Origin of the sequence: Microbispora hainanensis (assembly GCF_036186745.1) — a bacterium.
GTDB lineage: Bacteria > Actinomycetota > Actinomycetes > Streptosporangiales > Streptosporangiaceae > Microbispora.
In genome coordinates this window covers 55,476-78,188 of the sequence record NZ_CP108086.1, presented here as the reverse complement: position 1 = coordinate 78,188, position 22,713 = coordinate 55,476, and the positions used below count along the sequence as shown (strand labels likewise).

The window sequence follows — 22,713 nt, the reverse complement described above, 5'->3', positions numbered from 1 at the left end:
CCTGCCGTAGCCGACGCGCTACGTCAGGCGCCGTGTGGCCGCCGCGCAGAAGGAGAGAGCATGACGTCCCCCCTCGGCGAGACGATCGGCGCGATCCGCCCGGTCGAGCCCGGCCCCATGGCGGAGGCCAGGGCCCACCAGGACAGGCTCACCAAGCCGAGCGGCTCGCTCGGGGTGCTCGAAGACGTCGCGGTGCGGCTCGCCGGCATCGCAGGGACGTGCCCGCCGCCGCTCCCGGCCCCGGCCGCCCTCGCGATCTTCGCCGCCGACCACGGCGTGCACGCGCAGGGGGTCAGCCCCTGGCCGCAGGAGGTCACCGCGCAGATGGTGGCCAACTTCACGGCGGGAGGCGCGGTCGCCAACGCCTTCGCCGCCGAGGTGGGCGCGTCGGTGACCGTGGTCGACGTCGGCGTCGCGGCCGACCTGCCGCCCGCGCCCCGGCTGCTCGCCCGCAAGGTCGCGTACGGCACGGCCGACCTGTCGCAGGGGCCCGCCATGACGGAGGAGCAGGCCACGGCCGCCCTCACGGCCGGGATCGAGGTCGCCCGCGACCTGGTGGAGGCGGGCGCCCGTTGCCTGGTCACCGGAGACATGGGCATCGCGAACACCACCGCGTCGGCCGCCCTGATCTGCGCCTTCACCGGCAGGCCCGCCGCCGAGGTCACCGGCCGGGGGACCGGCGTCGACGACGCCACCTACGAGCGCAAGATCGAGATCGTACGGCGCGGCCTGCGGGTCAACGGCATCGCCGAGGCGGGAGCCGGACCCGAGGGGCCCGGCGAGGCGCTGCGCGTGCTCGCGGCGGTCGGCGGCCTGGAGCACGCGGCCATCGCCGGATTCGTGCTCGGCGCCGCGGCGGCCCGGGTGCCGGTCATCCTCGACGGCGTGATCGCCGGAGCCGCGGCCCTGGCGGCCGGCGGGCTCGCGCCCGACGCCATCGGCTACTGCCTGGCCGGGCACCGCTCGGCCGAGCCCGGCCACGCGGTGGCGCTGGCCCATCTCGGTCTCGACCCGCTCGTCGACCTGCGGCTGCGGCTGGGGGAGGGCACCGGCGGACTGCTCGCCCACCCTCTGGTCAGCGCGGCGGCGCGGGTCATGCACGAGGTCGCCACCTTCGACTCCGCGGGCGTGGCCGACAAGGCGGAGTGAGGCGGCGCGGCCCGCAGGCGGCAAGGGCGAGTGGAGGCGGCGCGGCCCGCGGCCGATCGCTCTGTGGACTCACAAGTCTCATCCTGTGAATGTCGCCCGAGCCCAGCGGGTAGGTTTGCCTCCTAACAATGCACACTTGACGCTCTAGGGAGACAGGGGTCATGGCGCCCTACCTGCTCGGCCTCCGCCTTGACGGGCGGCGGGTGCTCGTGGTCGGCGGGGGACGCGTCGCTCAGCGACGGGTTCCCGCACTGCTCGACGCCGGAGCCTCCGTCACCCTGGTTTCGCCCAGTGTCACCCCGGCGCTGGACGACCTCATCGCCACGGGCCGGGTGATCTGGGAGCGGCGGCCCTACCAGGTCGGCGACTGCGACGGCGCCTGGCTGGTGCACGCCTGCACCGACCACCGCGACGTCAACACCGCGGTCGCCGCCGAGGCCGAGGCCAAGCGCATCTGGTGCGTGCGCGCCGACGACAAGGACGCCTCCGCGGCTTGGACCCCCGCCAGCGGGCGGGTCGACGAGGTCGGCGTGGCGGTCACCGCGGGCGGCGATCCCCGCCGCGCGGCCGGCATCCGCGACGCGATCGTGGGCGCGCTGCGCGACGGCACCGTCGACGCCCGGCGGCACCGCACCAAGCCCGTCGGCGTCGCGCTGGTGGGCGGCGGTCCCGGCGACCCCGGCCTGATCACCGTGCGCGGACGCCAGCTCCTGGCCCAGGCCGACGTGGTCGTGGCCGACCGCCTCGCGCCGCGCGCGCTCCTGGACGAGCTGTCGCCCGACGTCGAGCTGATCGACGCGGCGAAGGTGCCGTACGGCCGGTCGCTGTCCCAGGAGAAGATCAACGAACTGCTCGTCGAGCACGCCCGCGCGGGCAGGTTCGTCGTGCGGCTGAAGGGCGGCGATCCCTTCGTCTTCGGCCGCGGCGGCGAGGAGATGATCGCCTGCGCCCGGGCGGGCATCCCGGTGACCGTGGTGCCCGGGATCACCAGCGCGGTCGCGGTCCCCGGAGCAGCCGGGGTTCCGGTCACCCATCGCGGGGTGAGCCAGGAGTTCCACGTCATCTCCGTGCACGTCCCGCCCGGCGACTCCAGGTCCACCGTCGACTGGCCCGGATTGGCGAGATCGAACGGAACTCTGATACTGCTCATGGCCGTCGAACGGATCAAGGAGATCGCCGAAACACTCGTTCGAGACGGACGTTCACCGGAAACTCCCGTGATGGTGGTACAGGACGGTACTCTTCCGACGCAACGAGCCGTTACCGCGACGCTGTCGACGGTGGCGGAACGGGTGACCGCGGCCGGGGTGCGGCCTCCGGCGATCGTCATCGTCGGCGAGGTCGTCAAGGTCGGCCAGGAGATCGAAATGGTGCGAGCGGAGCGGATCCCGTGAGATCGGCAGCCAGGAACACGCCCGACCACGGGACCGGTGCGGGTTCCGGTGACGCCGTGACCGAGGAGCGGGACGTCGCGGAGCGGGACGCCGGGGAGCGGGACAGCGGGGCGCACCCGGAGTCGCCGGGGGAGCGGACCGTCGCGTTCCGCGCCATCCGCGACGACGAGACAGCGGACCGCCCCGCCGCGCAGAGCGCCTCGCCTCCCTCGGGCCCCGGATCCGAGGGCGAGCCGGTGGTGGAGGCAGAGGACGCGCCGCAGAGCCGTGCGGACGACGCGGAGGGCGCCGAAGACGCGGAGCATGCCGAGGACACCGCCGATCATGCCGAGGTCGCCGAGGATGCCGCCGATGAGCCCGGCGAGACCCGGGAGCCCGGCGAGACCGAGGAGACAGAAGAGACCGACGAGTCCAATGACTCCGACGGCGATCGGGTCCGTTCGTTCCCGATGCCGGAGCCGGTCTCGGCGGCGCTGACCGAGGCGCTCAACCAGCTCCGTACGGCCGTGAAGGGCCTGCACTTCGGTCTCGACGTGCCGGGCTCCGAGGAGGCGCGCAAGGCGCAGGCCGCGGTCCTGGCGCAGCTCGACGACTACGTCATCCCGCGAGTGCACATGAGCACCGCGCCCGCGCTGATCGCCATCGCCGGTTCGACGGGAGCGGGCAAGTCCACCATCGTCAACTCGCTCGCCGGAGGGAAGGTCTCGGCCACGGGAGTGCGCCGCCCCACCACGGCGACGCCCGTGATCGTCTGTCACCCCGACGACCACGAGTGGTACGCGCAGGGCGACCTTCTGGGCGGCCTGCAGAGGCTTGAGGAGCCCACGCGGGACGCCCCGGCCGGCAGCGTGGTGCTGACGTCGAGCCCGTCCCTGTCCCGGGGAATCGCCCTGCTCGACACGCCCGACATCGACTCGGTCGTGGAGGAACACCACGAGATCGCGCACCGCATGCTGGACGCCGCCGACGTGTGGGTGTTCGTCACCACGGCGTCCCGGTACGCCGACGCGCCGTCCTGGGGCCTGCTGCGCCGGGCCAAGGAACGCGGGGCGCGCCTGGTCATCGTGCTGTCCCGGGTGCCGCCGAGATCCCGTGAGGTCGTCGTCAAGCACTTCGGCCGGATGCTGAACGAGTACGGCCTCGGCGAGGTCGAGTGCTTCGTCATCAACGAGACGTCCGTACAGGACGGGCGGCTGCCCGAGATCGAGATCGCGGATCTGCGCATCTGGTTGTCCGGGCTGTCGGCCGACGACGAGCGGCGCGAGGCGGCGGTCAAGACGACGCTGAACGGCGTGCTGAACAGCTTCCGCACCCGGCTGCCCGCGCTCGCCCGGCACCTCGAAACCCAGGTCGCCCTGCGCGCCGATCTGCGCTCCGACGTCGACGCGGCCTACATGGGCGCCCTGACGCGGATCGACGAGGCGACCAGGGACGGCTCGCTGCTGCGCGGGGAGGTGCTCGCGCGGTGGCAGGACTTCGCCGGCACGGGCGACCTCATGCGCACCCTTCACCTGCGCCGCGGCGGCGCCAAGAGCCACCAGCAGGGCCCGGAGCGGGTGCGCGGGCTGAAGACCGCCCTGCGGTCGGGCCTCGAAGCGCTGATCAACTCGGCCGTCCAGCAGGCCGCGGAGGAGGTCGTGACGCGCTGGCGGCAGCGGGCGGGCGCGGGCGACCGCCTGGCCGCGACGCCTGGGCTCGGCCGCCCGTCGGAGGAGATCGCGCGCAGGACCACCAGGACCGTCACGGCCTGGCAGGACCACGTCACCGAGCTGATCCGCACCGAGGGCGTGACCAAGCGCTCGGTGGCCAAGCTGATCTCCTTCGACGTGGAGTCGCTCTCGCTGATCTTCATGATCGGGCTGCTCGGCTACGGCGCCACGGACGCCCCGGCGGGTGCGGGCGCCGGCACGCTGCCCCAGCGGATGCTGCGCGGCCTGCTCGGTGCCGAGTCGCTGCGCAACATCACCGCCAAGGCCCGCAGCGATCTGCGCGCCCGCGTCGGCCTGCTCTTCGACGAGGAGACCCTCCGATACGTCGACGCGCTCGACAGCGCCGGAATCCCGGACGAGGCCGCGGCGACGCGGCTCTACCAGGCAACGTACAACCTCGAGGTCGCACGATGACGACGGAGCCGATCCGGCAGATCACGCGCGGGTACGTCTCCGGCACCACGGTGAGGAATCCATGACGGCTCTCAGCACCGCCGAAACCCGGCACGGGCTCGGCTCCAGGCTCGCCGCCCTGGCCAAGATCGTCGAGCTGGGACAGGGCCGGCTCGACCCGGCGCTGGTCACCGAGGCCGCCCAGCTCCTGCTGCGCGCCGGCGACCGGCTCAAACTGTCGTCCGACCACACGGTCGTCGCGCTCGCCGGTGGCACCGGCAGCGGCAAGTCGTCCTTGTTCAACGCCGTTTCCGGGCTGGAGCTTTCGCCCATCGGCGTACGCAGGCCGACCACGGCGCGCACCCACGCCTGCGTCTGGGGCATCGACGGCGCGGGCCCGCTGCTCGACTGGCTGCAGATCCAGTGGCGGCACCGGTTCGCCCGCGCCAGCGCCCTCGACAAGGGCGAGAGCCAGTTGCACGGGCTCATCCTGCTCGACCTGCCCGACCACGACTCGATCCGCGCGCTCACCGACCACGAGGCCCACCGCCTGATCCAGGTGGCCGATCTCATCGTGTGGGTGCTCGACCCGCAGAAGTACGCCGACGCCTCGGTGCACCGGCGCTACGTGACCGAGCTGAACCGGCACGACGCGGTGACGGTCTTCGTGCTGAACCAGTCCGACCGGCTCACCCCGGAGGAGCAGGCGGAGTGCGTGGCCGACCTGGAGGAGCTTCTCCGGCGTGAGGGCGTCACCCATCCCCGGGTGGTCGCGACGTCCGCCACCACCGGCAAGGGCGTCGACAGCCTGAAGGCCGTCCTGGCCGAGTCCGTTGCCGTCCGGCGCGCGGCCTACCAGCGCCTGGAGGCCGACCTCGACCGGCTGGTGCAGCGACTGGTCAAGCACGTGCCCGAGCTGCTGCGGGTGGAGCCCACGGTGGACGGCGCCCGGCGCGCCGGGCTGGTCGAGGCGCTGTGCGACGCGATCGGCGTCTCCGCTCTCGGCGAGGCCATGGAGAACGTGTACGCCGTCCGGTCGGACGACTGGGTCGGCTGGCCGTACGCGCGATGGGTGGCCCGGATGCGGCCCGACCCGCTCAAGAGCCTGCGCCTGGGGGCAGTGAAGGACGACATCCGCGGCCTCGTCGCGAGCTCGGTCACCGCGCAGCCCGCCGAGGTGGACAACGCGGTGCAGGCGCTCGCCGACGGTCTGACGGCCGGCATGCCGGAGGTGTGGCGCGACGGCGTGCGCGAGGCGGCCCGCTCGCGGGTGGACGATCTTCCCGAGGCGCTGTCGGGCGAGCTGTCGGAGGTGGCCCCGCCGCTCGACCGCGTGCCCGTCTGGTGGTGGCTGCTGAAGATCTGGCAGTACCTCCTGGTGCTCATGTTCGTCGCGAGCCTCGCCTGGGCGGGCGCGATCTTCGCGTACGGGGTCTTCAAGGTGGGCCGTCCGCCGTCCGAGGTCCTCGGCGACGTGGCCGTGCTGCCCTGGGTGGGGCTGATGATCCTCAGCGTCCTCGGGCTCGGCCTGTTCTCGGCCATGGCGAGCAGAAACTTCGTGGTCCTCGCCGCCGGCAAGGAACGCGACCGGCTAGAGCGCGACATGAGACGCCGGGTCGGCGCCCTGGCGCAGGAAATGGTCGTCCAGCCGCTCGAACGCGAGCTGCAGCGCTACAACGAGTTCTTTGGCGCGATGGCGGCCACCCGCCGCTGAACGGAACAGCCGCGCCCCGGGGATCCCCCCGCGCGGCGTTCTTGCTCCGTACGACGCCGTCGGACACACCGCCACTGGACCTCCCGCCCGAGACGTACCGCCACCAGGCCTGGACCTCCGGCCGCCCACCCGTCGGCAGGCCGGCCGGGAGAGCTGTCCACAGGCGTGGCTTCGTCCACAGAACGCGGTTCTGGCCTGTGAGGCGGTGCGACGCGCGGCCAGTGTGTCCCCCGAGCCCGGCGAGTGACCGGGCCGGGGAGGCACTCCGATGAACGACATCTACGTCACGCTGAGCGGGAACGTCACCGACGACCCCCGGCAGTACCAGTTCCGCGACGGCTCGCGTGTCACCTCGATGCGGATGGCCGTCAACAGGCGCGTCCTCGACCAGCAGACCAACACCTGGCAGACCAGGGACACCACCTACTACACCGTGCGCTGCTACCGCGGGCTGGCCGACAACGTGCAGCAGTCGATCCGCAGGGGACACCCTGTCGTGGTGTACGGCAAGCTGCGGATCAAGCAGTTCGAGCGCGACGGTGAGCAGCGGTTCTGGGCGGAGATCGAGGCGAGCTCGGTGGGCCATGACCTGAAGTGGGGCATCGCCACGTTCGAGAAGCCGATCCGGGCCTACGCGGCGGGCGCGCCGAGCGACGACGAGCGCCACGCGATGGAAGACGCGACGCGGGAATGGGAGCTGACCAGCCGCAGCGGCCCCAGCGGGTTCAGCGGCCTCGGCGGGCCCGGCGCGGCGTCCATCGCCGACGGAGACGACGACGAGGCGTTCGACGCCCTCGTCGGCGCGCGGGGCCAACACGACGCGGCGCCCCGAAGCAGCGGCAGCGGAGAGATCGGCACAGGGGGAATCGGCACGAGACTCGGCACGGCGGAGATCAGCGGAGAAAACGGTACGACGGACGCCGCGACGAACGGCACGATGGAAAGCGCGGCGGACGCATCGGACGAGACGACCGACAGGGCGACAGGCGATGTGACGGACGAGGTGACGGAGCCGGAGCGCGGCCTGGGCGACGGCGGCGAGGCCGCCTGGCTCCCGCCCGCGCTGGCGGCCTAAGGGCCTGTCGCGAAGCCTGGTGAGTCAGTCGTCTGGCGCGGTTATGTGGCGACGGCTTGGTAGCAGTGCCTTGTCAGGTGCTCAGATGGGCGCTGCGAGCAGGCCGGCGAGCGGCGGCCCAGGAGGTGGCGAGAAGCATCTGGAGTGCGGTGAGCGTTGGTGCGGCGTGCCGGAATTGACACCGGCCAGGGCCTGTCCGATGCGTGCCCGCGACGGTGATCGCCCAGCGGGCCGGCCGGCAGCGCGGGTAGTGATCGCGTCGACGGCGGCCGCGGCTGGGATGCCGCTGGAGACGGTGGCCGTGGGTCCTGGTCATGAGGTCGCCGATCTGTACTATGACCGGGCTAACTTCGCAAGACAGAGGAGTCCGGCATGCCGCTGGCCCGCCCCGGCACGCACATCGCCCGGCGTGCGACGAGCCTGCCCGACGTCCCGCCCGGCGCACTGCGGGCCCCGGCGCTGAAGCCGCGGAGGCGGGCGTGAGGTTCGTCCACGCGATGCTTCGGAGGCGGGCATGAGGTTCGTCCACGCGACGCTGCCGCAGCGTGTCGTCTTCGCCTCCGGCGGCTCGCCGGAGGCGGTTGCCGAGGAGGTCTCCCTCCTCGGCGCCCAGCGGGTCATGCTGATCGCCTCCGAGCGCGCGGCCGCCGTCGCCGACCCGATCGCGGCACGGCTGCCGGTCGTGCGGCGGCATGAGGAGGTCGTCATGCACGTCCCGGTCGAGGTGGCCGGGCGGGCACGGACGGCCGCCGCGGCGGCCGAGGCCGAGGTCGTGGTCACCGTGGGCGGCGGGTCCGCCACCGGGCTGGGCAAGGCCGTCGCCTTGACGACAGGCCTGCCGGTCGTCGCCGTCCCGACCACCTACGCGGGCTCCGAGGCGACCAACGTCTGGGGCCTGACCGAGAGCGGGACCAAGACCACCGGCGTCGACGACAAGGTGCTGCCGCGCTCGATCGTCTACGACGCCGAGCTGCTCACCTCGCTGCCCGCCGACATGAGCGTGGCGTCGGGGCTCAACGCGCTGGCCCACTGCGTCGACTCGATGTGGGGACCGCGGGCGGACCCGATCGATCAGGCGCTGGCGGGCGAGGGCATCCGCGCCCTGGCCGCCGGGCTGCCCGTCGTCGCCGCGGACGGCGGCGCGATCGAGGGCATCGAGCAGACCCTGTACGGCGCCTACCTCGCCGCGGCCGCGTTCGCGTCGGCCGGCTCGGGGCTGCACCACAAGATCTGCCACGTGCTCGGCGGCATGTTCGACCTGCCCCACGCGCAGACCCACGCCGTCGTGCTCCCGCACGTGCTGGCTTTCAACGCTCCGAGCGCGCCCGAGGCCGAGCGGCGCATCGCGGCGGCCTTCGGCACCGCCACCGCCGTCGAGGGGCTGGCCGCGCTGCGGGCGGAGGTCGGCGCGCCGCGTGCGCTGAAGGACTACGGGATGCCCGAAGAAGGCATCACCAAGGCGGTCGCGCCGATCATGGCCGCCCTGCCGGCCGGCAACCCGGCCCCCGTGACCGAAGAGAACCTCACCGCGCTGCTGCGTGCCGCGTGGGAAGGAGAGCGCCGATGAGCAACCAGGGCAACCCGGGATCGGCCCAGGCCGGCACCCAGGGGCGCGTCCATCGGGAGGTCGATCCCGCGCAGCAGGCCGTCGAGGCCAAGCTGGTCGAGAACGTCGTCGCCTCCTTCGCCGGCTGCCCGGACCCGCGGCTGAAGGAAGTGATGGTCGCCCTGGTCGAGCACCTGCACGCCTTCATCCGAGAGGTGCGGCTGACCGAGCAGGAGTGGCGCGCCGCGATCGACTTCCTCACCAACGCCGGTCACATCACCGACGACGTGCGTCAGGAGTTCATCCTGCTGTCGGACACCCTCGGCGCCTCGATGCAGACCATCAACGTCAACAACGCGGCCTACAAGGACGCCACCGAGGCGACGGTCTTCGGCCCGTTCTTCGTCGAGGACTCGCCTCGCGTCGAGCTCGGCGGCGACGTGGCCTTCGGCGCCCCGGGTGAGCCGTGCTGGGTCGAGGGCACGGTGACCGACACCGATGGCAACCCGCTCGCGGGCGCGCGCATCGAGGTCTGGGAGGCCGACGAGACCGGCCTCTACGACGTGCAGTACGACGGAGCCAAGCGTTCCGCCCGCGGTCACCTGTTCTCGGCGGAGGACGGCGGCTATCGGTTCTGGGCGCTGACCCCGACGCCCTACCCGATCCCGGACGACGGCCCGGTCGGGCGGATGCTGGCCGCGGTCGGCCGGTCGCCGCTGCGGGCATCGCACCTGCACTTCATGGTCGGCCACGAGAACGGGCGCACGCTGGTGACGCACATCTTCCCCGAGGGCGACCCGATCGGCTGGAACGACTCCGTCTTCGGAGTCAAGGAGTCGCTGATCAAGAGGTTCGAGCGGCAGCCGCCCGGCAGCCCGACCCCTGACGGGCGGGTGATCGAAGGCACCTGGAGCAAGGTGCGCTTCGACATCGTGCTCGCCCCGCCAGGCGCCTGACCACCACCCCTCGTCGCGAGATCCCCGCGCGGGTGGGGCGAGCCGGTTTTCCGCGACGATCCACGCTGGGCCGGGCTGATGCGCCACTTCCCGGCTATCGACCCGAGCCGGCACGGCCTGCGGGCGATCATCGTCGTGACCGCCGAGAAGATCCGTGACACGTGCGGCTACGCCGTCCCGTTCATGACCTACGAAGGGGACCGCCCGCTGCACGGGTCGCGGTTCGAACGCGAGACCGACGAGTCGCTCGGCGCGTACTTCCACAAGAAGGAGCACGTCGCGACCAGTATCGACGGCCTGCCGGGACTTCCTCTGCCGCTGCCGCCGCTTCCCCGCACCACGTAGCATGCGGTGGGCGGAGCCGGTCTGTCCGCCGCCCAGGAGGACACGAAGCGTACGTCGCGCAAACCGCCGCAGATGCCTTTTCAGCCCCTCAGATGCAGATGGCCATCGTGCCAAGGTAGTGGTTCCCGTCGCGCATCGCACACTCCGCAACTATTGTGTTACTCATCGTGAGATGGGCTTCGGCTACTGGGGGGCGGGATGACGGCAACCGGTCAGACCTCGGCCAGACCGCGAAGCGCGATCTGCTCGCGAAATCGATGGCCGCTGCTGGCCCAGCCGCCCGCGCTCGTGTCCTATGTGTGCGCGATCGTGGCGTTCGACGCGGTCCTGATCGCGGTGCTGGCGAAGTCGACCGCGTTCCACACCCCTCACCTCGTCATGTTCGGCGCGCTCACCGTGTGCGGCGCGGTGTGCATCGAGGCCACCCGCCGCCTCGGCATGCCCGCGGGTGTCTCCCGTGACCTGCTGTCCGCCTGGTGGTTGCCGGTGGCGTTCCTGCTTCCGCCGGTCTACGCCCTGCTCGCGCCCATTCCGATGCAGATCCTGCTCCAGCTCAGGGTCCGGGCGACCGTGCTGTATCGCCGCGTGTTCAGCGCGGCGGCGATCGGGATCGCGGCGGGCTCCGCCTCGGCCGTCTTCCACCGATGGGTCCCCTCCGCCGCGGACCTGTCGGCGGGGAAGGGCGGGCCGATCGCGGTCGCGGCGGCCTGCGCGGTGCTGTTCACGGTGCTCAACACCGCGCTGATCGCGGTCGCGGCGCACGCGTCCGACCCGGAGGGCCGCTGGGGCGAGGTGCTGTGGGACCGTGAGCGCGTCCTGCTCGACGCGGTCGAGCTCTGCCTCGGCGTGCTCGTCGCCGTCGTCTGCGGCCTCAACCTGGCGCTGCTGCTGCTCGTGCTGCCGCCCGTCGTGCTGCTGCAGCGGAGCCTGCTGCACGCCCAGCTCCAGGCCGCGGCCCGTACGGACCCGAAGACGGGCCTTCTCAACGCGGCCGCCTGGCAGCGGGAGGCGGACACGGAGATCGTCAGGGCCCAGCGGACCGGAGACGCCCTCGCGCTGGTCCTGGTGGACATCGACCACTTCAAGAAGGTCAACGACACCTACGGCCACCTGGTGGGCGACCAGGTCCTCGCCCAGGTGGCGGCCACCCTCCGCACCCAGCTGCGTGAGTACGACGTGGTGGGGCGGTTCGGCGGCGAGGAGTTCGTCGTGCTGCTGCCCGGCGCCGACGTGCACGAGGCGAGGCGGGTGGCCGAACGGCTGCGCACCAGGGTGGGCCGGATGGTCGTCCCCGCCGAGCAGGCGACGGTCACGGTCACGGTCTCCGCCGGGGTGGCGATCATGAACGTCCACGGTGAGGACCTGATCGAGCTGCTGGCCGCCGCCGATCTCGCCCTCTATCGCGCGAAGGAGCTCGGCAGGGACAGGGTCTGTCTCCCTGCCGCCCCAGTGGCCCCACCTCCGCGCAGCGCGGACGGCGCTGCCGGTGCGATCCCCTAGGCTTGAAGGTATGCCGGAGTACATCTATACGTTGCAGCGCGTGCGCAAGGCGCACGGTGACAAGGTGGTTCTCGACGACGTCACCCTGTCGTTCCTGCCGGGGGCCAAGATCGGTGTCCTGGGCCCGAACGGCACGGGCAAGTCGACGCTGCTCAAGATGATGGCGGGGCTGGAGCAGCCGTCCAACGGCGAGGCCCGGCTGATGCCCGGCTTCACGGTCGGCATCCTGATGCAGGAGCCGGCGCTCAACGAGTCGAAGACCGTGCTCGGAAACGTCGAGGAGGGCGTCGCCGAGACCAAGGCCATGCTCGACCGGTTCAACGAGATCGCCGAGCAGATGGCCACCGACTACAGCGACGAGCTGCTGGAGGAGATGGGCCGTCTGCAGGACGCGCTCGACCACCGCAACGCGTGGGACCTCGACAGCCAGCTCGAACAGGCCATGGACGCGTTGCGCTGCCCGCCGCCCGACGCCGAGGTGACCAAGCTCAGCGGTGGTGAGCGGCGCCGGGTCGCGCTGTGCAAGCTGCTGCTGGAGCAGCCCGACCTGCTGCTGCTCGACGAGCCCACCAACCACCTCGACGCCGAGAGCGTCCAGTGGCTGGAGCAGCACCTGGAAAAGTACCCCGGCACCGTCCTGGCCGTCACCCACGACCGCTACTTCCTCGACAACGTCGCCAACTGGATCCTGGAGCTCGACCGGGGCCGGTGCTACCCCTACGAGGGCAACTACTCCACCTACCTTGAGGCCAAGGCCGCGCGTCTGAAGGTCGAGGGCCAGAAGGACGCCAAGCGCAAGAAGCGCCTGGAGGAGGAGCTGCAGTGGGTGCGCTCCAACGCGCGCGCCCGCCAGACCAAGAGCCGCGCCCGTCTCCAGCGCTACGAGGAGATGGCCGCCGAGGCCGACAAGTATCGCAAGCTCGACTTCGAGGAGATCCAGATCCCGCCGGGCCCGCGCCTGGGCACGACGGTCATCCGGGCCGAGAAGCTGAGCAAGGGCTTCGGCGACCGGCTGCTCATGGACGAGCTGTCCTTCGACCTGCCGCGCAACGGCATCGTCGGCGTCATCGGCCCGAACGGCGTCGGCAAGACCACGCTCTTCCGGATGATCACCGGGTCCGAGACCCCGGACACCGGGTCCATCACCGTCGGCGAGACCGTCAAGATCTCGTACGTCGACCAGAGCAGGGCCGGCATCGACCCCGCCAAGAACGTCTGGCAGGTCGTCTCCGACGGGCTCGACCACATCAAGGTCGGCAACGTCGAGATGCCCTCGCGAGCGTACGTCGCGGCGTTCGGCTTCAAGGGCCCCGACCAGCAGAAGCTCGCGGGCGTGCTGTCCGGTGGCGAGCGCAACCGGCTCAACCTCGCGCTCACCCTCAAGCAGGGCGGCAACGTGCTGCTCCTGGACGAGCCCACCAACGACCTCGACACCGAGACGCTGTCCAGCCTGGAGAACGCGCTGCTCGACTTCCCGGGCTGCGCCGTGATCACCTCGCACGACCGGTGGTTCCTCGACCGCATCGCCACCCACATCCTGGCGTGGGAAGAGGGCTCGAACTGGTTCTGGTTCGAGGGCAACTACGCCGACTACGAGAAGAACAAGATCGAGCGGCTGGGCGCGGACGCCGCCCGCCCGCACCGCGTCACCTACCGCAAGCTCACCCGCGACTGAGCCGCGTTCCTTCCGCCTCACACGGCCCCCGTCCCCGCCTCCGTGCCGGGAACGGGGGCCCGTTAGGTTTGACCGGTGACCGAGCTACGCAATCCTCCAGAGCAGTCGACCCGTTTCGTCTTCGAGCGCAAGGTGCGCTTCGCCGACATCGACAGCTTCGGCCACGTCAACAACGTCCGCTTCCTCGACTACCTTGAGGACGCGCGGGTGTCCATGCTGTGGGAGCGGCCCCGTGAAGCCGGCGGCCGCCGGCAGGACCTCGTGGTCGCCCGGCACGAGATCGACTATCGGCGGCCTCTGACCTTCCGCACCGATCCCGTACGCGTCGAGATGTGGGTCACCGAGATCTCCCGGGTGCGTTTCACCCTCGCGTACGAGATCCGCGACGACGAGACGCTCTACGCCGAGGCGCGCACGGTCCTGGTCGCCTACGACGCCGCGGAGGCCCGCCCCCGCAGGCTCGACGACGACGAGCTGGCATATCTCAGGCGGTTTCTCGCCGACGCCCCGTGACCGGCCGCGGTGGCCGGAGCAGGCGCCGAGGCCGGCGGCCGGTGCGGGGGCGAGGGCGGGATCACTCGGTGAGTAGCCAGGCCGCCGTGTCGGCGGGAAGCGCGGTGCCGTCGAGCGGGCCGCTGCTGATCAGCACCCGGTCGTGGGGCGGTAGCGCGACCGCGCCCTCACCGCAGTTGATCACACAGATCAGGCGGCCCCGCTGGAAGAACAGCGTCTCCTCCGGCGACTCCAGCCAGGTGATCGCGTCGGGCAGCGTGCCGCGCAGCTCCCGCCGCGTCTGCAGCACCCGGCGGTAGAACCAGAGCGTCGAGGACGGGTCGGCCGCCTGCCGTTCGGCCGTGAGGTCCGCCCAATCGGCCGGCTGCGGCAGCCACGACCCGCCCGATCCGAAGCCGTACGGCGGCTCGGTGCCCGACCAGGGCAGCGGCACCCGGCAGCCGTCGCGGCCCGGCACCTCGCCGTTCGACCGCGCGAAGATCGGGTCCTGGCGCGCCTCCGGAGGAAGGTCGGTGACCTCGGGCAGCCCCAGCTCCTCACCCTGGTAGAGGTAGGCCGACCCCGGCAGGGCGAGCATGGCGAGCAGCGCCGCACGGGCCCGGGCCAGGCCGGCCCCCGGGTCGAGCGACCCCTGGCCATAGCGGGTCACATGCCGTACGACGTCATGGTTGGACAGCACCCAGGTCGGCGAGGCGACGGCCTTGAGGGTGTCGTCGATGACCTTCCTGAAGGCCGTGGCCGACCAGGGGGCCTCAAGCCAGGCGAAGTTGAAGCTCTGGTGCAGCTCGTCGGGCCGCACATACAACGCGAGGTCCTCGGCCGAGTCGGTCCAGACCTCGCCGATGGCGACGCGCGTGCCGGGATAGGAGTCGAGCACCCGCCGCCAGTCGCGATAGACGTCGTGCACCTCGGGCCGGCTCCAGATCGGCGACCGCGAGCTGAAGCCCGGATCGGTGTCCGGCAGCCCTTCCGCCTTGATCAGGCCCATCGCGACGTCGATCCGGAAGCCGTCCACCCCCCGGTCGAGCCAGAACCGCAGGACGTCGAGGAACTCCTCCCGCACCTCGGGGTTGCGCCAGTTGAAGTCGGGCTGCTCGGGTGCGAACAGATGGAGGTACCACTGCCCGTCGGGCACCTGGGTCCACGCCGGGCCCCCGAACGTGGAGAGCCAGTTGTTCGGCTCTCCGTGGCCGCTTCCGCCGCCTTCCGGGCCGCCGTCCCTGAACATGTACCGCTCGCGCTCCTGGGAGCCCCTGGGGGACGCCAGGGCCTTCTGGAACCACGGGTGGGCCGACGAGCTGTGGTTCGGCACGATGTCCACCATCAGCCGCAGGCCGTGCGCGTGCGCGTCGGCGACCAGGTCGTCGAAGTCGGCAAGTGATCCGAACAGCGGATCGACGTCGCGGTAGTCCGCCACGTCGTAGCCGCCGTCGGCCATGGGGGAGGGATAGAAGGGGGTCAGCCAGATCGCGTCGACGCCGAGCTCGGCGAGGTAGGGCAGGCGGTCGCGGATTCCCGCCAGGTCGCCCACGCCGTCGCCGGAGGCGTCGGCGAAGCTGCGGACGTAGATCTCATAGACGACGGCATCACGCCACCAGGGGGTTGTTTCCATGAGTCTTGGGCTGCCCGCTGCTTCCGTCGCTTATGCGTTGACCATGCTGTGGGCGGCGTAGACGAGGTAGTCCCACAGCTCCTTCTCGCGCTCGGCCGGCAGGCCGAGGGAGCGCACGGCGTCTCCCATGTGCCTGAGCCAGGCGTCCCGCGCCGCCTCGTCGATGACGAACGGCACGTGCCGCATCCGCAGCCGGGGATGGCCGCGCTGCTCGCTGTAGGTCCGCGGGCCGCCCCAGTATTGGATGAGGAACAGGCGCAGCCGCTCCTCCGCGCCGCTGAGGTCCTCCTCGGGGTACATCGGGCGCAACAGGGGGTCTTCCGCGACGCCCTCGTAGAACCGGCGGACGAGGCGCTCGAAGACCTCCTCGCCGCCGACCGCCTCGTAGAAGGACAGGGTCTGCTCGCTGGTCACGGATTCAGCCTAAGACAGGTACCGATCGGTAAGGTCAGGCGGCGAACGTGAGGCTCTTCTCGTCGAAGGCCCGCTTCACCCGCAGGCGCAGCTCACGGGCGACCTCCAGGTGCCGCGCCGGCACGGTCTTCACGCTGACCCGGAAGATGACGGACGAGCCCGAGATCGACTCCAGGCCGAAGACCTGCGGCTCCTCGACGATGACCGTGTCGCGGTAGTCCGGGTCCTCCCACATGTCGCGGGCCAGGTCGTTCAGCAGCTCGCGGACCGTGGCCACGTCGCTGTCGTACGGCACCGGCACGTCCACGACGGCCCTCGACCAGCCCTGCGACTCGTTGCCGATCCGGGTGATCGTGCCGTTGCGCACGTACCAGACCTTGCCGTCGGAGTCGCGCAGGCGGGTGATGCGGAGCGTGACGGCCTCCACCGTGCCGACGGCCACCCCGGTGTCGATCACATCGCCCACGCCGTACTGGTCCTCCAGCAGCATGAACATGCCGGCGATGAAGTCCTTGACCAGCTCCTGCGCGCCGAAGCCGACCGCCACACCGATGATGCCGACGCTCGTGAGCAGCGGCGCCAGCTCGACCCCGAGCTTCGCGAAGACCATCAAGGCCGCGGTGCCCAGGATCACGACGGACGCGAGGCTCCGCAGCACCGAGCCCATCGTCTCGGCGCGCGCCCTGCGACGCTCCGTCATGATCGCCGCTGCGGCCTCCGTGCTCGTCAGCACGCTCTTGCCGCGCAGCCGTTCCGGCAGCACGCCCACACTGGCCCGCATGGTGAGCCGGGTGATCAGCCGGTGAACGACGTTACGGATGACCAGCGCCCCGGCCAGAATCAGGGCGATGAGGATCAGCACGTCGACGACGCCCGCCACGAGCTGCACCCAGGCGGGGAAGTCACGCTCGGGGAAGGCGCTGTTCAGGACGGTGCAGAAGATGCCGTCGTTGTTCTGGCACGCCTGCGACATCTTCTCCCCGAGCACGTCCAGGTCCGGCACGACGGTCGGCTCAGGAGTCGGCGTCACGGGCGACAGCGGTAACACGAGGTGGATCCCCCCCGGATCGGATCAGCGGCAGTTCTCGGACGAAGCCAATACTGCCGACTGATCCGGCCTCCGTCACATCGCCGGGGAAGACGGAAGCGCGTCCCGTCCGGGGCCGCGGAGGGCGGACCGGACACGCTCCAGTGACGGTGTGGCAGGACGCGGGCGCGCACCCGGAAGCGCGCCCGGCGCCGTTCTCCAAGTGGGGATCCCCCCCATCACCGTCCGGCCCCACCTGCTCGACAGGGCCGGACGGCCGTTCGTGGCGACCGGCGAACCGGTCGGCCCGCCCGCGGGGCGCGGGCGGGGTCGGGGCGGGCGGGACGCCGCAGCGTCGCCGTCGCACCGGGGCGGCGCGACGACCACGCTCCGCACCGGGCGTCCTGCCCACCCCTTCAAAGCCGCGGTGGATGCGGCGGCCCACGGCGCCTGCGCTCTCGCCGGTTCTCACCTCGGGGCCGCCGCCTTCCCCTACTCGCTCACCGCGGCAAGCACGCGGGCCACCTTCGTGGCCGCTCCGGCGGGGTCGTCCGCCCGGTGCATCCGCTCACCCCAGGACCACCAGTAGTCGGCCGCCTGGCAGACGACGTTCTCCGTGAGGCTCGTCGCGTCGGGGTTGATCACGCGTACGTAGGCGCGGCCCGACGGGGTGCGCACGACTCGCGCGAGCAGACCCCGCGCATCGAGTTCGGCCACCAGATATTCCAGGCGCCGGAAATCGTCCTCCCCCACCGTAGGTCCTCCTTCACTTCCGTTCGCGGACGGAATGTGTACTTTGCGTTCCCGTCTGTTCACTCTGGTGCGCCCAAGATGGCTCACGGAACTGCTCGGGTCAACGATGGCCAGGAGGCGCTGAGGTGGAGGAAAACCCATGTTGGTTGAAAGAAAACCCCTATCGGTAGACGATCCTTAGTCGGCACGTTCATGTTGGGGGCTTGGCCGCGCCAACTATGGTCCATCATTATGGTGTCGGCGGAGTGCGACGAGTAAGTCACTCTCCGTCACGAAGCGAGGACCGCTCGAGACCACGGGCTGCGAGTGCGGCCGGCCACGAGAGAGGGGCCGGAATGTCCGGCAGGCAACACAGGGAGACGGAGATCGCGCGCCGGATCCGGGCGCGGGGCCTGGCCGCCGGGCGTAGCCTGGCCCAGATCGCCGAGGAAATCCACAAAGACTGCGGACCACAGTTCGGCACGACTCGGATCAAGGCACATCGCCTCTCGCATGGTGTGGCGCTCGCCGACGTGATCGAGCAGGTGCGCGCTCTCTTCGAGAAGGACGGAAAAGCCGTCCCAGGCATCGGCGAGACGCTACTGTCCGCGTACGAGTCGGGCATGAAGCGGCCCGGCCCGGAGTACCTCCACTATCTGTGCTCGGTCTACCGGGTGGAGCCCCTGGCCCTCGGGTTCGAAAGCCCGTGCATCTGCGGCCACGGACATCCGGGCGAATCGGGTGGCGGGGAGTCGGAGCAGGACAGACATATCACTTCACCCGCCCCGTGGGGTGCGCCCGCCCCGTCAGGCGGCGGCACCCATCCGGTGGACGGGGGCGAGGAGGACGAGAACGTGCTACGGAGGACGCTGTTGAAGCTCCTCGCCGGCGGCGCCGTCGGGTCGGTCGGGCTCAAGGAGCTCAACGAAGAGGTGCTCGGCGCGGTGGAGAACCTCCGCCGGCGGATGGACGAGACGATGGTCATGGCCACGGTCTCGCCGGCGATGCTCGACCAGTGGGAGCAGGCCACGTTCGGCTTCGGGCGGCAGTACATGAACACCCCGCCCGTACGGCTGCTCTGCGACGTCATGCTGGAGTTCACCGCCGTGCGCAAGGCGTTGGACCACCGGCAGCCCATCGACGTGCAGGAACGGCTGTGCCGGATGGCCGCCCAGCTCGCCGGGCTCACGGGAATGATCATGATCGACCTCGGGGACCAGCGGATGGCGCGTTCGTTCTTCCGCACCGGCCGGATGGCGGCGGACGAGACCGGCGACCGGGCGCTGCGGGCCTGGGTCACCGCCCGTGAGGCGCTGGTGCCGCTCTACTACGGCGACCCGCGTGAGGCGCTCACCCTGGCGAAGAAGAGCCGCGACCTGGCCGGCCACACCCCCTGTGCCGCGCGGACCATGGCGCCCGTCGTCGAGGCGAGGGCGCTGGCGAAGATCGCCGGCGTCAACGGCTCGCGCCACGAGGTGGTCGAGCAGGCCAAGCGGGCCCTGCACCGCGCCAGGGCGGCCTTCCAGCAGATGACCGACAGCGATCGGGAGGACCCGGCGTTCGGCTACACCGAGCGGCAGCTCTACTTCTACCAGGGCGACGTCCTGGTGAAGCTGGGGCAGACGGTCGAGGCCGACGTGATCCTGCAGCAGGCGCTCGACAAGTACACGGACGAGGACCTGCTCGACCAGACCCTGATCCGGTTCGACCGGGCGATGTGCCGGCTCATCGACGGCGACGTCGACGCCGCGCTCAAGCTGGGCGAGGAGGCCATCGAGCTGGTCGACAAGGACTACCGGACCGACCTGCTGCTCAGACCGGCGTACGACCTGGTGAAGGAGATCAGGGCCAAACACGGCGACTCGCCCAGGCTCCAGGCCTTCTGCGAGATGCTCAAGGAGAGCCGGGTCGAGGTGCCGCCGGAGCTGCTCCAGGATGCCGGGTGACGTGGGTACCGAGGAGGACGTGTGGCAGGAGACGCGCTGGCGGGAGATCTCGAGCCGGGAGATCCCGTGAGGGGCGGGGAGAACGGGCCCGCGCCGCTGAGGATCCGGCGATACCGCTGGTCCGACCTCGACGCGGTGTGGTCCCTCCATCAGATGGGCCTGGCCCAGGTGGGTGTCGTGCCGGGTGACGGCGTCTACTACGACGACGACTTCCCCCGGATCACCGAGGTCTACTTGAGGGCCGGGGGCGACTTCCTGGTGGGGGAGGTGCCCGGTGCGGGGCTCGTCGCGATGGGAGGCCTGCGGCGCATCGACGCCGACACGGCCGAGATGTGCCGGCTCCGGGTCCACCCCGATCACCAGCGGCGCGGCTACGGCGCACGGATCACTCAGGAGCTTGAGGATCGGGCGCGCCGGCTCGGCTACAGCACCTTGCGCGGCGACACCACCATGCGTCAGGTGGCCGCGCTGGAGCTCTACCGCAAATCCGGGTGGCGGGAGCTGCGACGCGAGGTACGTGGCGACAACGTGGTGATTTATATCGAGAAGCAGCTAAATGCCGTTGTCTCGCCACTTTTCTCCCGATAGATAATGCTTCCATCCCTTGGCGGATAGCTGATCTGTGCGAATACTTGTGCCTTGTCCGCAAGAGTGGGGAAAGAGGCATGATGAAGAAGATCATTATCCGTAAGCCGGGGACGACCAAGCTCAGCGGCACCTCAAGCGTGATCCACAAGGGGTGAGGGTCCACCCGAGCCACATCTGGGTCCGGGGAGACCTCTCCCGGGACCGCGTGGCAGCCCTCCGCGCGCTCGTCATGGAGGCGCCGCCTTCCGTCGCGCCCGTCGTCAACGGGCACCGGCGGCTACGCGGTCCGTACACGATCGGTGGCGCGATCCTGCGCGCCCTCGTCCCGGTCGCATTGGAGCGTTCCCCGGGCCTGGTGGCGGAACACGACATCGAGATCCGCGCCGTCGCCCCGAGCCTGCGCCCTCTGGTGCCGGCGCGACGGCAGACCATCGAGGCCCGTCTGACCGAGGACGAGCGGATCCTCGTGCCCGCGCCGCGCCGTACGCTCCGGATCGCCAACGGCATCGCCGAGTTCGTCCGCGACTGCCTCGAAGGGCCGCGGACGCTGCTGGTGGACAACCTGCACGAGGCGGACCCGGCCGACCGCGAGCTGCTGCGCGTCCTGGTGCGTCGGGTGCCGGATCTGACGCTGGCCCTCGGCTCCCCGGAACCCCCGTGGAACGACGCGTGGGAGGACACGTGGGAGGACACGTGGGAGGGGGCGCGCGTGGTGGAGGCGCGGGCCCAAGGCGGCCCGCCCGACGACTACGTCACCTCTGACGGCACCTCCGACGACCCCCGGGCCTACCGCGCCTACCTGTCACTGCCGCCGGAGGAACGGGCGCTCCGGCACGACCGGCGCGCCGCCGAGCTGATGGCCGACCCCGCGGCGGCGGAGCACGCCCTGGGCGCGGTGCCGTACCACCTGGAGCACGGCGGCGACGTCGACGCGGCGGCGCGGGCACTGTGGGCCGCGGTGGACCACTGCGTCACCGAGGGGTTCCTGCACGCGGTCGTGGAGCTGGGCTCGCGCGGCCTGCGGCTGGTGGAGCCGGGGTCCGACCTGTGGTGGCGCTTCACCCACCGCACCGCGACGGCCCTGGCGGGGCTGGGCCGTCGGGCGCACGCGCAGGAGCTGTACGACCAGGCGCGCAGGGTCAGCGTCGATCCGGCCGTGCATGCCGCCGCCGCATACGGCACGGCGATGCTCGACGCGCGCGACCGCGATCCGGCGCGGCGCGACCTGGTCAGGGCCAGGGCCTGGATCAACGAGGCGATAGCGATCTCCACGCTGCTGCCCGACCGGCGGACCCGAGCATTCAAGCTCGGGTTCGACCAGAACGGCCGCGCGCTGATCGAGCTGCGGGAAGGGCGGACCGACGAAGCACTCGGCCTGGTGCAGTCGGCCATCGACCTGGCCGAGCGCGATCTTCCACCGGACGCCCACCCCGTGCACCGGATGGTGCTGTTCGGCAACCGCGCGCAGCTTCTCGCACGCCTCGGCCGCACGGAGGAGGCGCTGGCCGACTTCGACCGCGCCGTCGCGATCGACCCGGGCTTCCCCGACAACTATCTCGACCGGGGCAACCTGCTGTTCGAGATAGGACGTACGGAGGAGGCGCTGGCCGATTACGAGACGGCGATGCGGGTGAGCCCGCCGCTGCCCGAGGCGTACTACAACCGGGCGGAGCTGCGCCTGGCCGCCGGGGACCTGTACGGCGCCCGGGCCGATCTCGACCACGTGATCGAGCTCGACCCCGGTTACCTCGACGCGTACGTCAACCGGGCCGGCGTGCTGGAGATGCTCGGCGAGCACGAGGCCGCAAGGCGCGACGTCGAGGCGGGGCTCGCCCTCGACCCCGGCAACGCGCACCTGCACGGCGTGCTGGGGCAGCTGGAGACCGAGGCGGGCCGCTACGCGGAGGCCGCCCTGGCCTTCGACGCGGCGCTGGCCGCCGACGCCCGCCTGGCCTCGGCCTGGGCGAACCGCGCGACCCTGCGGTTCGAGACCGGCGACGCGCGGGGCGCCGTAGACGACCTCACCCGGGCGATCGAGCTGGGCGAGGACGCGGCGCTGTACTTCAACCGGGCCACCGCGCTCGACGCGCTCGGGCGGGGCCGGGAGGCGATGCTCGACCTGCGCCGGGCGCTGGCCCTGGCCCCGGACGACCCCGACGTACGGGCGGCGCTGGAGCGGCACGAGAAGGCGGGCTAGGTCCCCTCACGGCGGGGGAGCGCTCACGGCGGACGGCCACCCCCGGTCGTCCGCCGTCCCCGCAGCCACAGACCCAGCTTGGCCTCCACCGGTCTACCCTGCTCGGCCCCGCTTCCACCGGCCTGCCTGCCCGCCCGGCCTCCACCGGTCAACCTGCCCGGCCCGGCCTTCACCGATCCGGCCCGCCGCTACGGGGTCCGCTCCCGGCGTCCTCGCCTGCTCCGCCGG

General features: G+C 71.4%; 17 protein-coding genes and 1 pseudogene. 14 read left to right on the top strand and 4 right to left on the bottom strand.

What is annotated here, in order from left to right; genetic code table 11:
- Nucleotides 1–60: 60 nt before the first annotated feature.
- The 11 genes from cobT (at nucleotide 61) to OHB01_RS00290 (ending at nucleotide 13,969) form a co-directional block, all read left to right on the top strand.
- Nucleotides 61–1,149, top strand: coding sequence for a nicotinate-nucleotide--dimethylbenzimidazole phosphoribosyltransferase (cobT, locus tag OHB01_RS00340; protein ID WP_142650121.1), 1,089 nt, complete (start codon nucleotides 61–63; stop codon nucleotides 1,147–1,149).
- A gap of 161 nt (nucleotides 1,150–1,310) precedes the next feature.
- A complete protein-coding gene (gene cobA / locus OHB01_RS00335) occupies nucleotides 1,311–2,543 on the top strand; it encodes a uroporphyrinogen-III C-methyltransferase (RefSeq protein ID WP_142650122.1) in 1,233 nt (410 codons plus the stop codon).
- Nucleotides 2,540–4,666 (top strand): dynamin family protein, encoded by a 2,127-nt coding sequence (locus OHB01_RS00330; RefSeq protein WP_328854767.1) that lies wholly within the window; start codon nucleotides 2,540–2,542, stop codon nucleotides 4,664–4,666. The genes cobA and OHB01_RS00330 overlap by 4 nt, the downstream gene beginning before the upstream one ends.
- Nucleotides 4,667–4,727: 61 nt before the next feature.
- Entirely contained in the window at nucleotides 4,728–6,359 is a 1,632-nt protein-coding gene (locus tag OHB01_RS00325; protein WP_142650123.1) for a GTPase, read from the top strand.
- 268 nt (nucleotides 6,360–6,627) lie between these two features.
- Nucleotides 6,628–7,434 (top strand): single-stranded DNA-binding protein, encoded by an 807-nt coding sequence (locus OHB01_RS00320; protein ID WP_328854766.1) that lies wholly within the window; start codon nucleotides 6,628–6,630, stop codon nucleotides 7,432–7,434.
- 514 nt (nucleotides 7,435–7,948) lie between these two features.
- Nucleotides 7,949–9,001, top strand: a complete 1,053-nt coding sequence (locus OHB01_RS00315; RefSeq protein ID WP_328854765.1) for a maleylacetate reductase — start codon at nucleotides 7,949–7,951, stop codon at nucleotides 8,999–9,001.
- Entirely contained in the window at nucleotides 8,998–9,936 is a 939-nt protein-coding gene (locus OHB01_RS00310; protein WP_328854764.1) for a dioxygenase, read from the top strand. The genes OHB01_RS00315 and OHB01_RS00310 overlap by 4 nt, the downstream gene beginning before the upstream one ends.
- A gap of 78 nt (nucleotides 9,937–10,014) precedes the next feature.
- Complete coding sequence (locus tag OHB01_RS00305; protein WP_205830736.1) at nucleotides 10,015–10,281, top strand: hypothetical protein; 267 nt, start codon at nucleotides 10,015–10,017, stop codon at nucleotides 10,279–10,281.
- Between the two features lie 198 nt (nucleotides 10,282–10,479).
- Nucleotides 10,480–11,781 carry a GGDEF domain-containing protein gene (locus tag OHB01_RS00300; protein WP_142650127.1) on the top strand — a complete coding sequence of 434 codons (1,302 nt, stop codon included), beginning with the start codon at nucleotides 10,480–10,482 and terminating at the stop codon, nucleotides 11,779–11,781.
- 10 nt (nucleotides 11,782–11,791) lie between these two features.
- Nucleotides 11,792–13,456, top strand: a complete 1,665-nt coding sequence (gene ettA, locus OHB01_RS00295; RefSeq protein ID WP_142650128.1) for an energy-dependent translational throttle protein EttA — start codon at nucleotides 11,792–11,794, stop codon at nucleotides 13,454–13,456.
- 75 nt (nucleotides 13,457–13,531) lie between these two features.
- Nucleotides 13,532–13,969 carry an acyl-CoA thioesterase gene (locus OHB01_RS00290; RefSeq protein ID WP_142650129.1) on the top strand — a complete coding sequence of 146 codons (438 nt, stop codon included), beginning with the start codon at nucleotides 13,532–13,534 and terminating at the stop codon, nucleotides 13,967–13,969.
- Between the two features lie 61 nt (nucleotides 13,970–14,030).
- Here OHB01_RS00290 and OHB01_RS00285 read toward each other — a convergent pair whose 3' ends face one another.
- The 4 genes and pseudogenes from OHB01_RS00285 to OHB01_RS00270 form a co-directional block, all read right to left on the bottom strand.
- Nucleotides 14,031–15,581 (bottom strand): alpha-amylase family glycosyl hydrolase, encoded by a 1,551-nt coding sequence (locus OHB01_RS00285; RefSeq protein ID WP_142650130.1) that lies wholly within the window; start codon nucleotides 15,579–15,581, stop codon nucleotides 14,031–14,033.
- A 36-nt stretch (nucleotides 15,582–15,617) separates the two neighbouring features.
- A pseudogene (locus OHB01_RS00280) lies at nucleotides 15,618–15,977 on the bottom strand (globin); the annotation flags it as partial.
- A gap of 52 nt (nucleotides 15,978–16,029) precedes the next feature.
- Nucleotides 16,030–17,025, bottom strand: a complete 996-nt coding sequence (locus tag OHB01_RS00275) for a mechanosensitive ion channel family protein (RefSeq protein WP_328854763.1) — start codon at nucleotides 17,023–17,025, stop codon at nucleotides 16,030–16,032.
- A gap of 489 nt (nucleotides 17,026–17,514) precedes the next feature.
- Nucleotides 17,515–17,775 (bottom strand): hypothetical protein, encoded by a 261-nt coding sequence (locus OHB01_RS00270; RefSeq protein ID WP_142650133.1) that lies wholly within the window; start codon nucleotides 17,773–17,775, stop codon nucleotides 17,515–17,517.
- A gap of 335 nt (nucleotides 17,776–18,110) precedes the next feature.
- On the opposite strand from OHB01_RS00270, the gene OHB01_RS00265 reads away from it, so the two are divergent.
- From OHB01_RS00265 to OHB01_RS00255, 3 genes are all read left to right on the top strand, one after another.
- Nucleotides 18,111–19,700, top strand: coding sequence for a tetratricopeptide repeat protein (locus OHB01_RS00265; RefSeq protein WP_142650134.1), 1,590 nt, complete (start codon nucleotides 18,111–18,113; stop codon nucleotides 19,698–19,700).
- Between the two features lie 21 nt (nucleotides 19,701–19,721).
- Nucleotides 19,722–20,288 carry a GNAT family N-acetyltransferase gene (locus OHB01_RS00260; protein WP_260617409.1) on the top strand — a complete coding sequence of 189 codons (567 nt, stop codon included), beginning with the start codon at nucleotides 19,722–19,724 and terminating at the stop codon, nucleotides 20,286–20,288.
- Nucleotides 20,289–20,493: 205 nt separating this feature from the next.
- Nucleotides 20,494–22,485 (top strand): tetratricopeptide repeat protein, encoded by a 1,992-nt coding sequence (locus OHB01_RS00255; RefSeq protein ID WP_328854762.1) that lies wholly within the window; start codon nucleotides 20,494–20,496, stop codon nucleotides 22,483–22,485.
- Nucleotides 22,486–22,713: the final 228 nt, after the last annotated feature.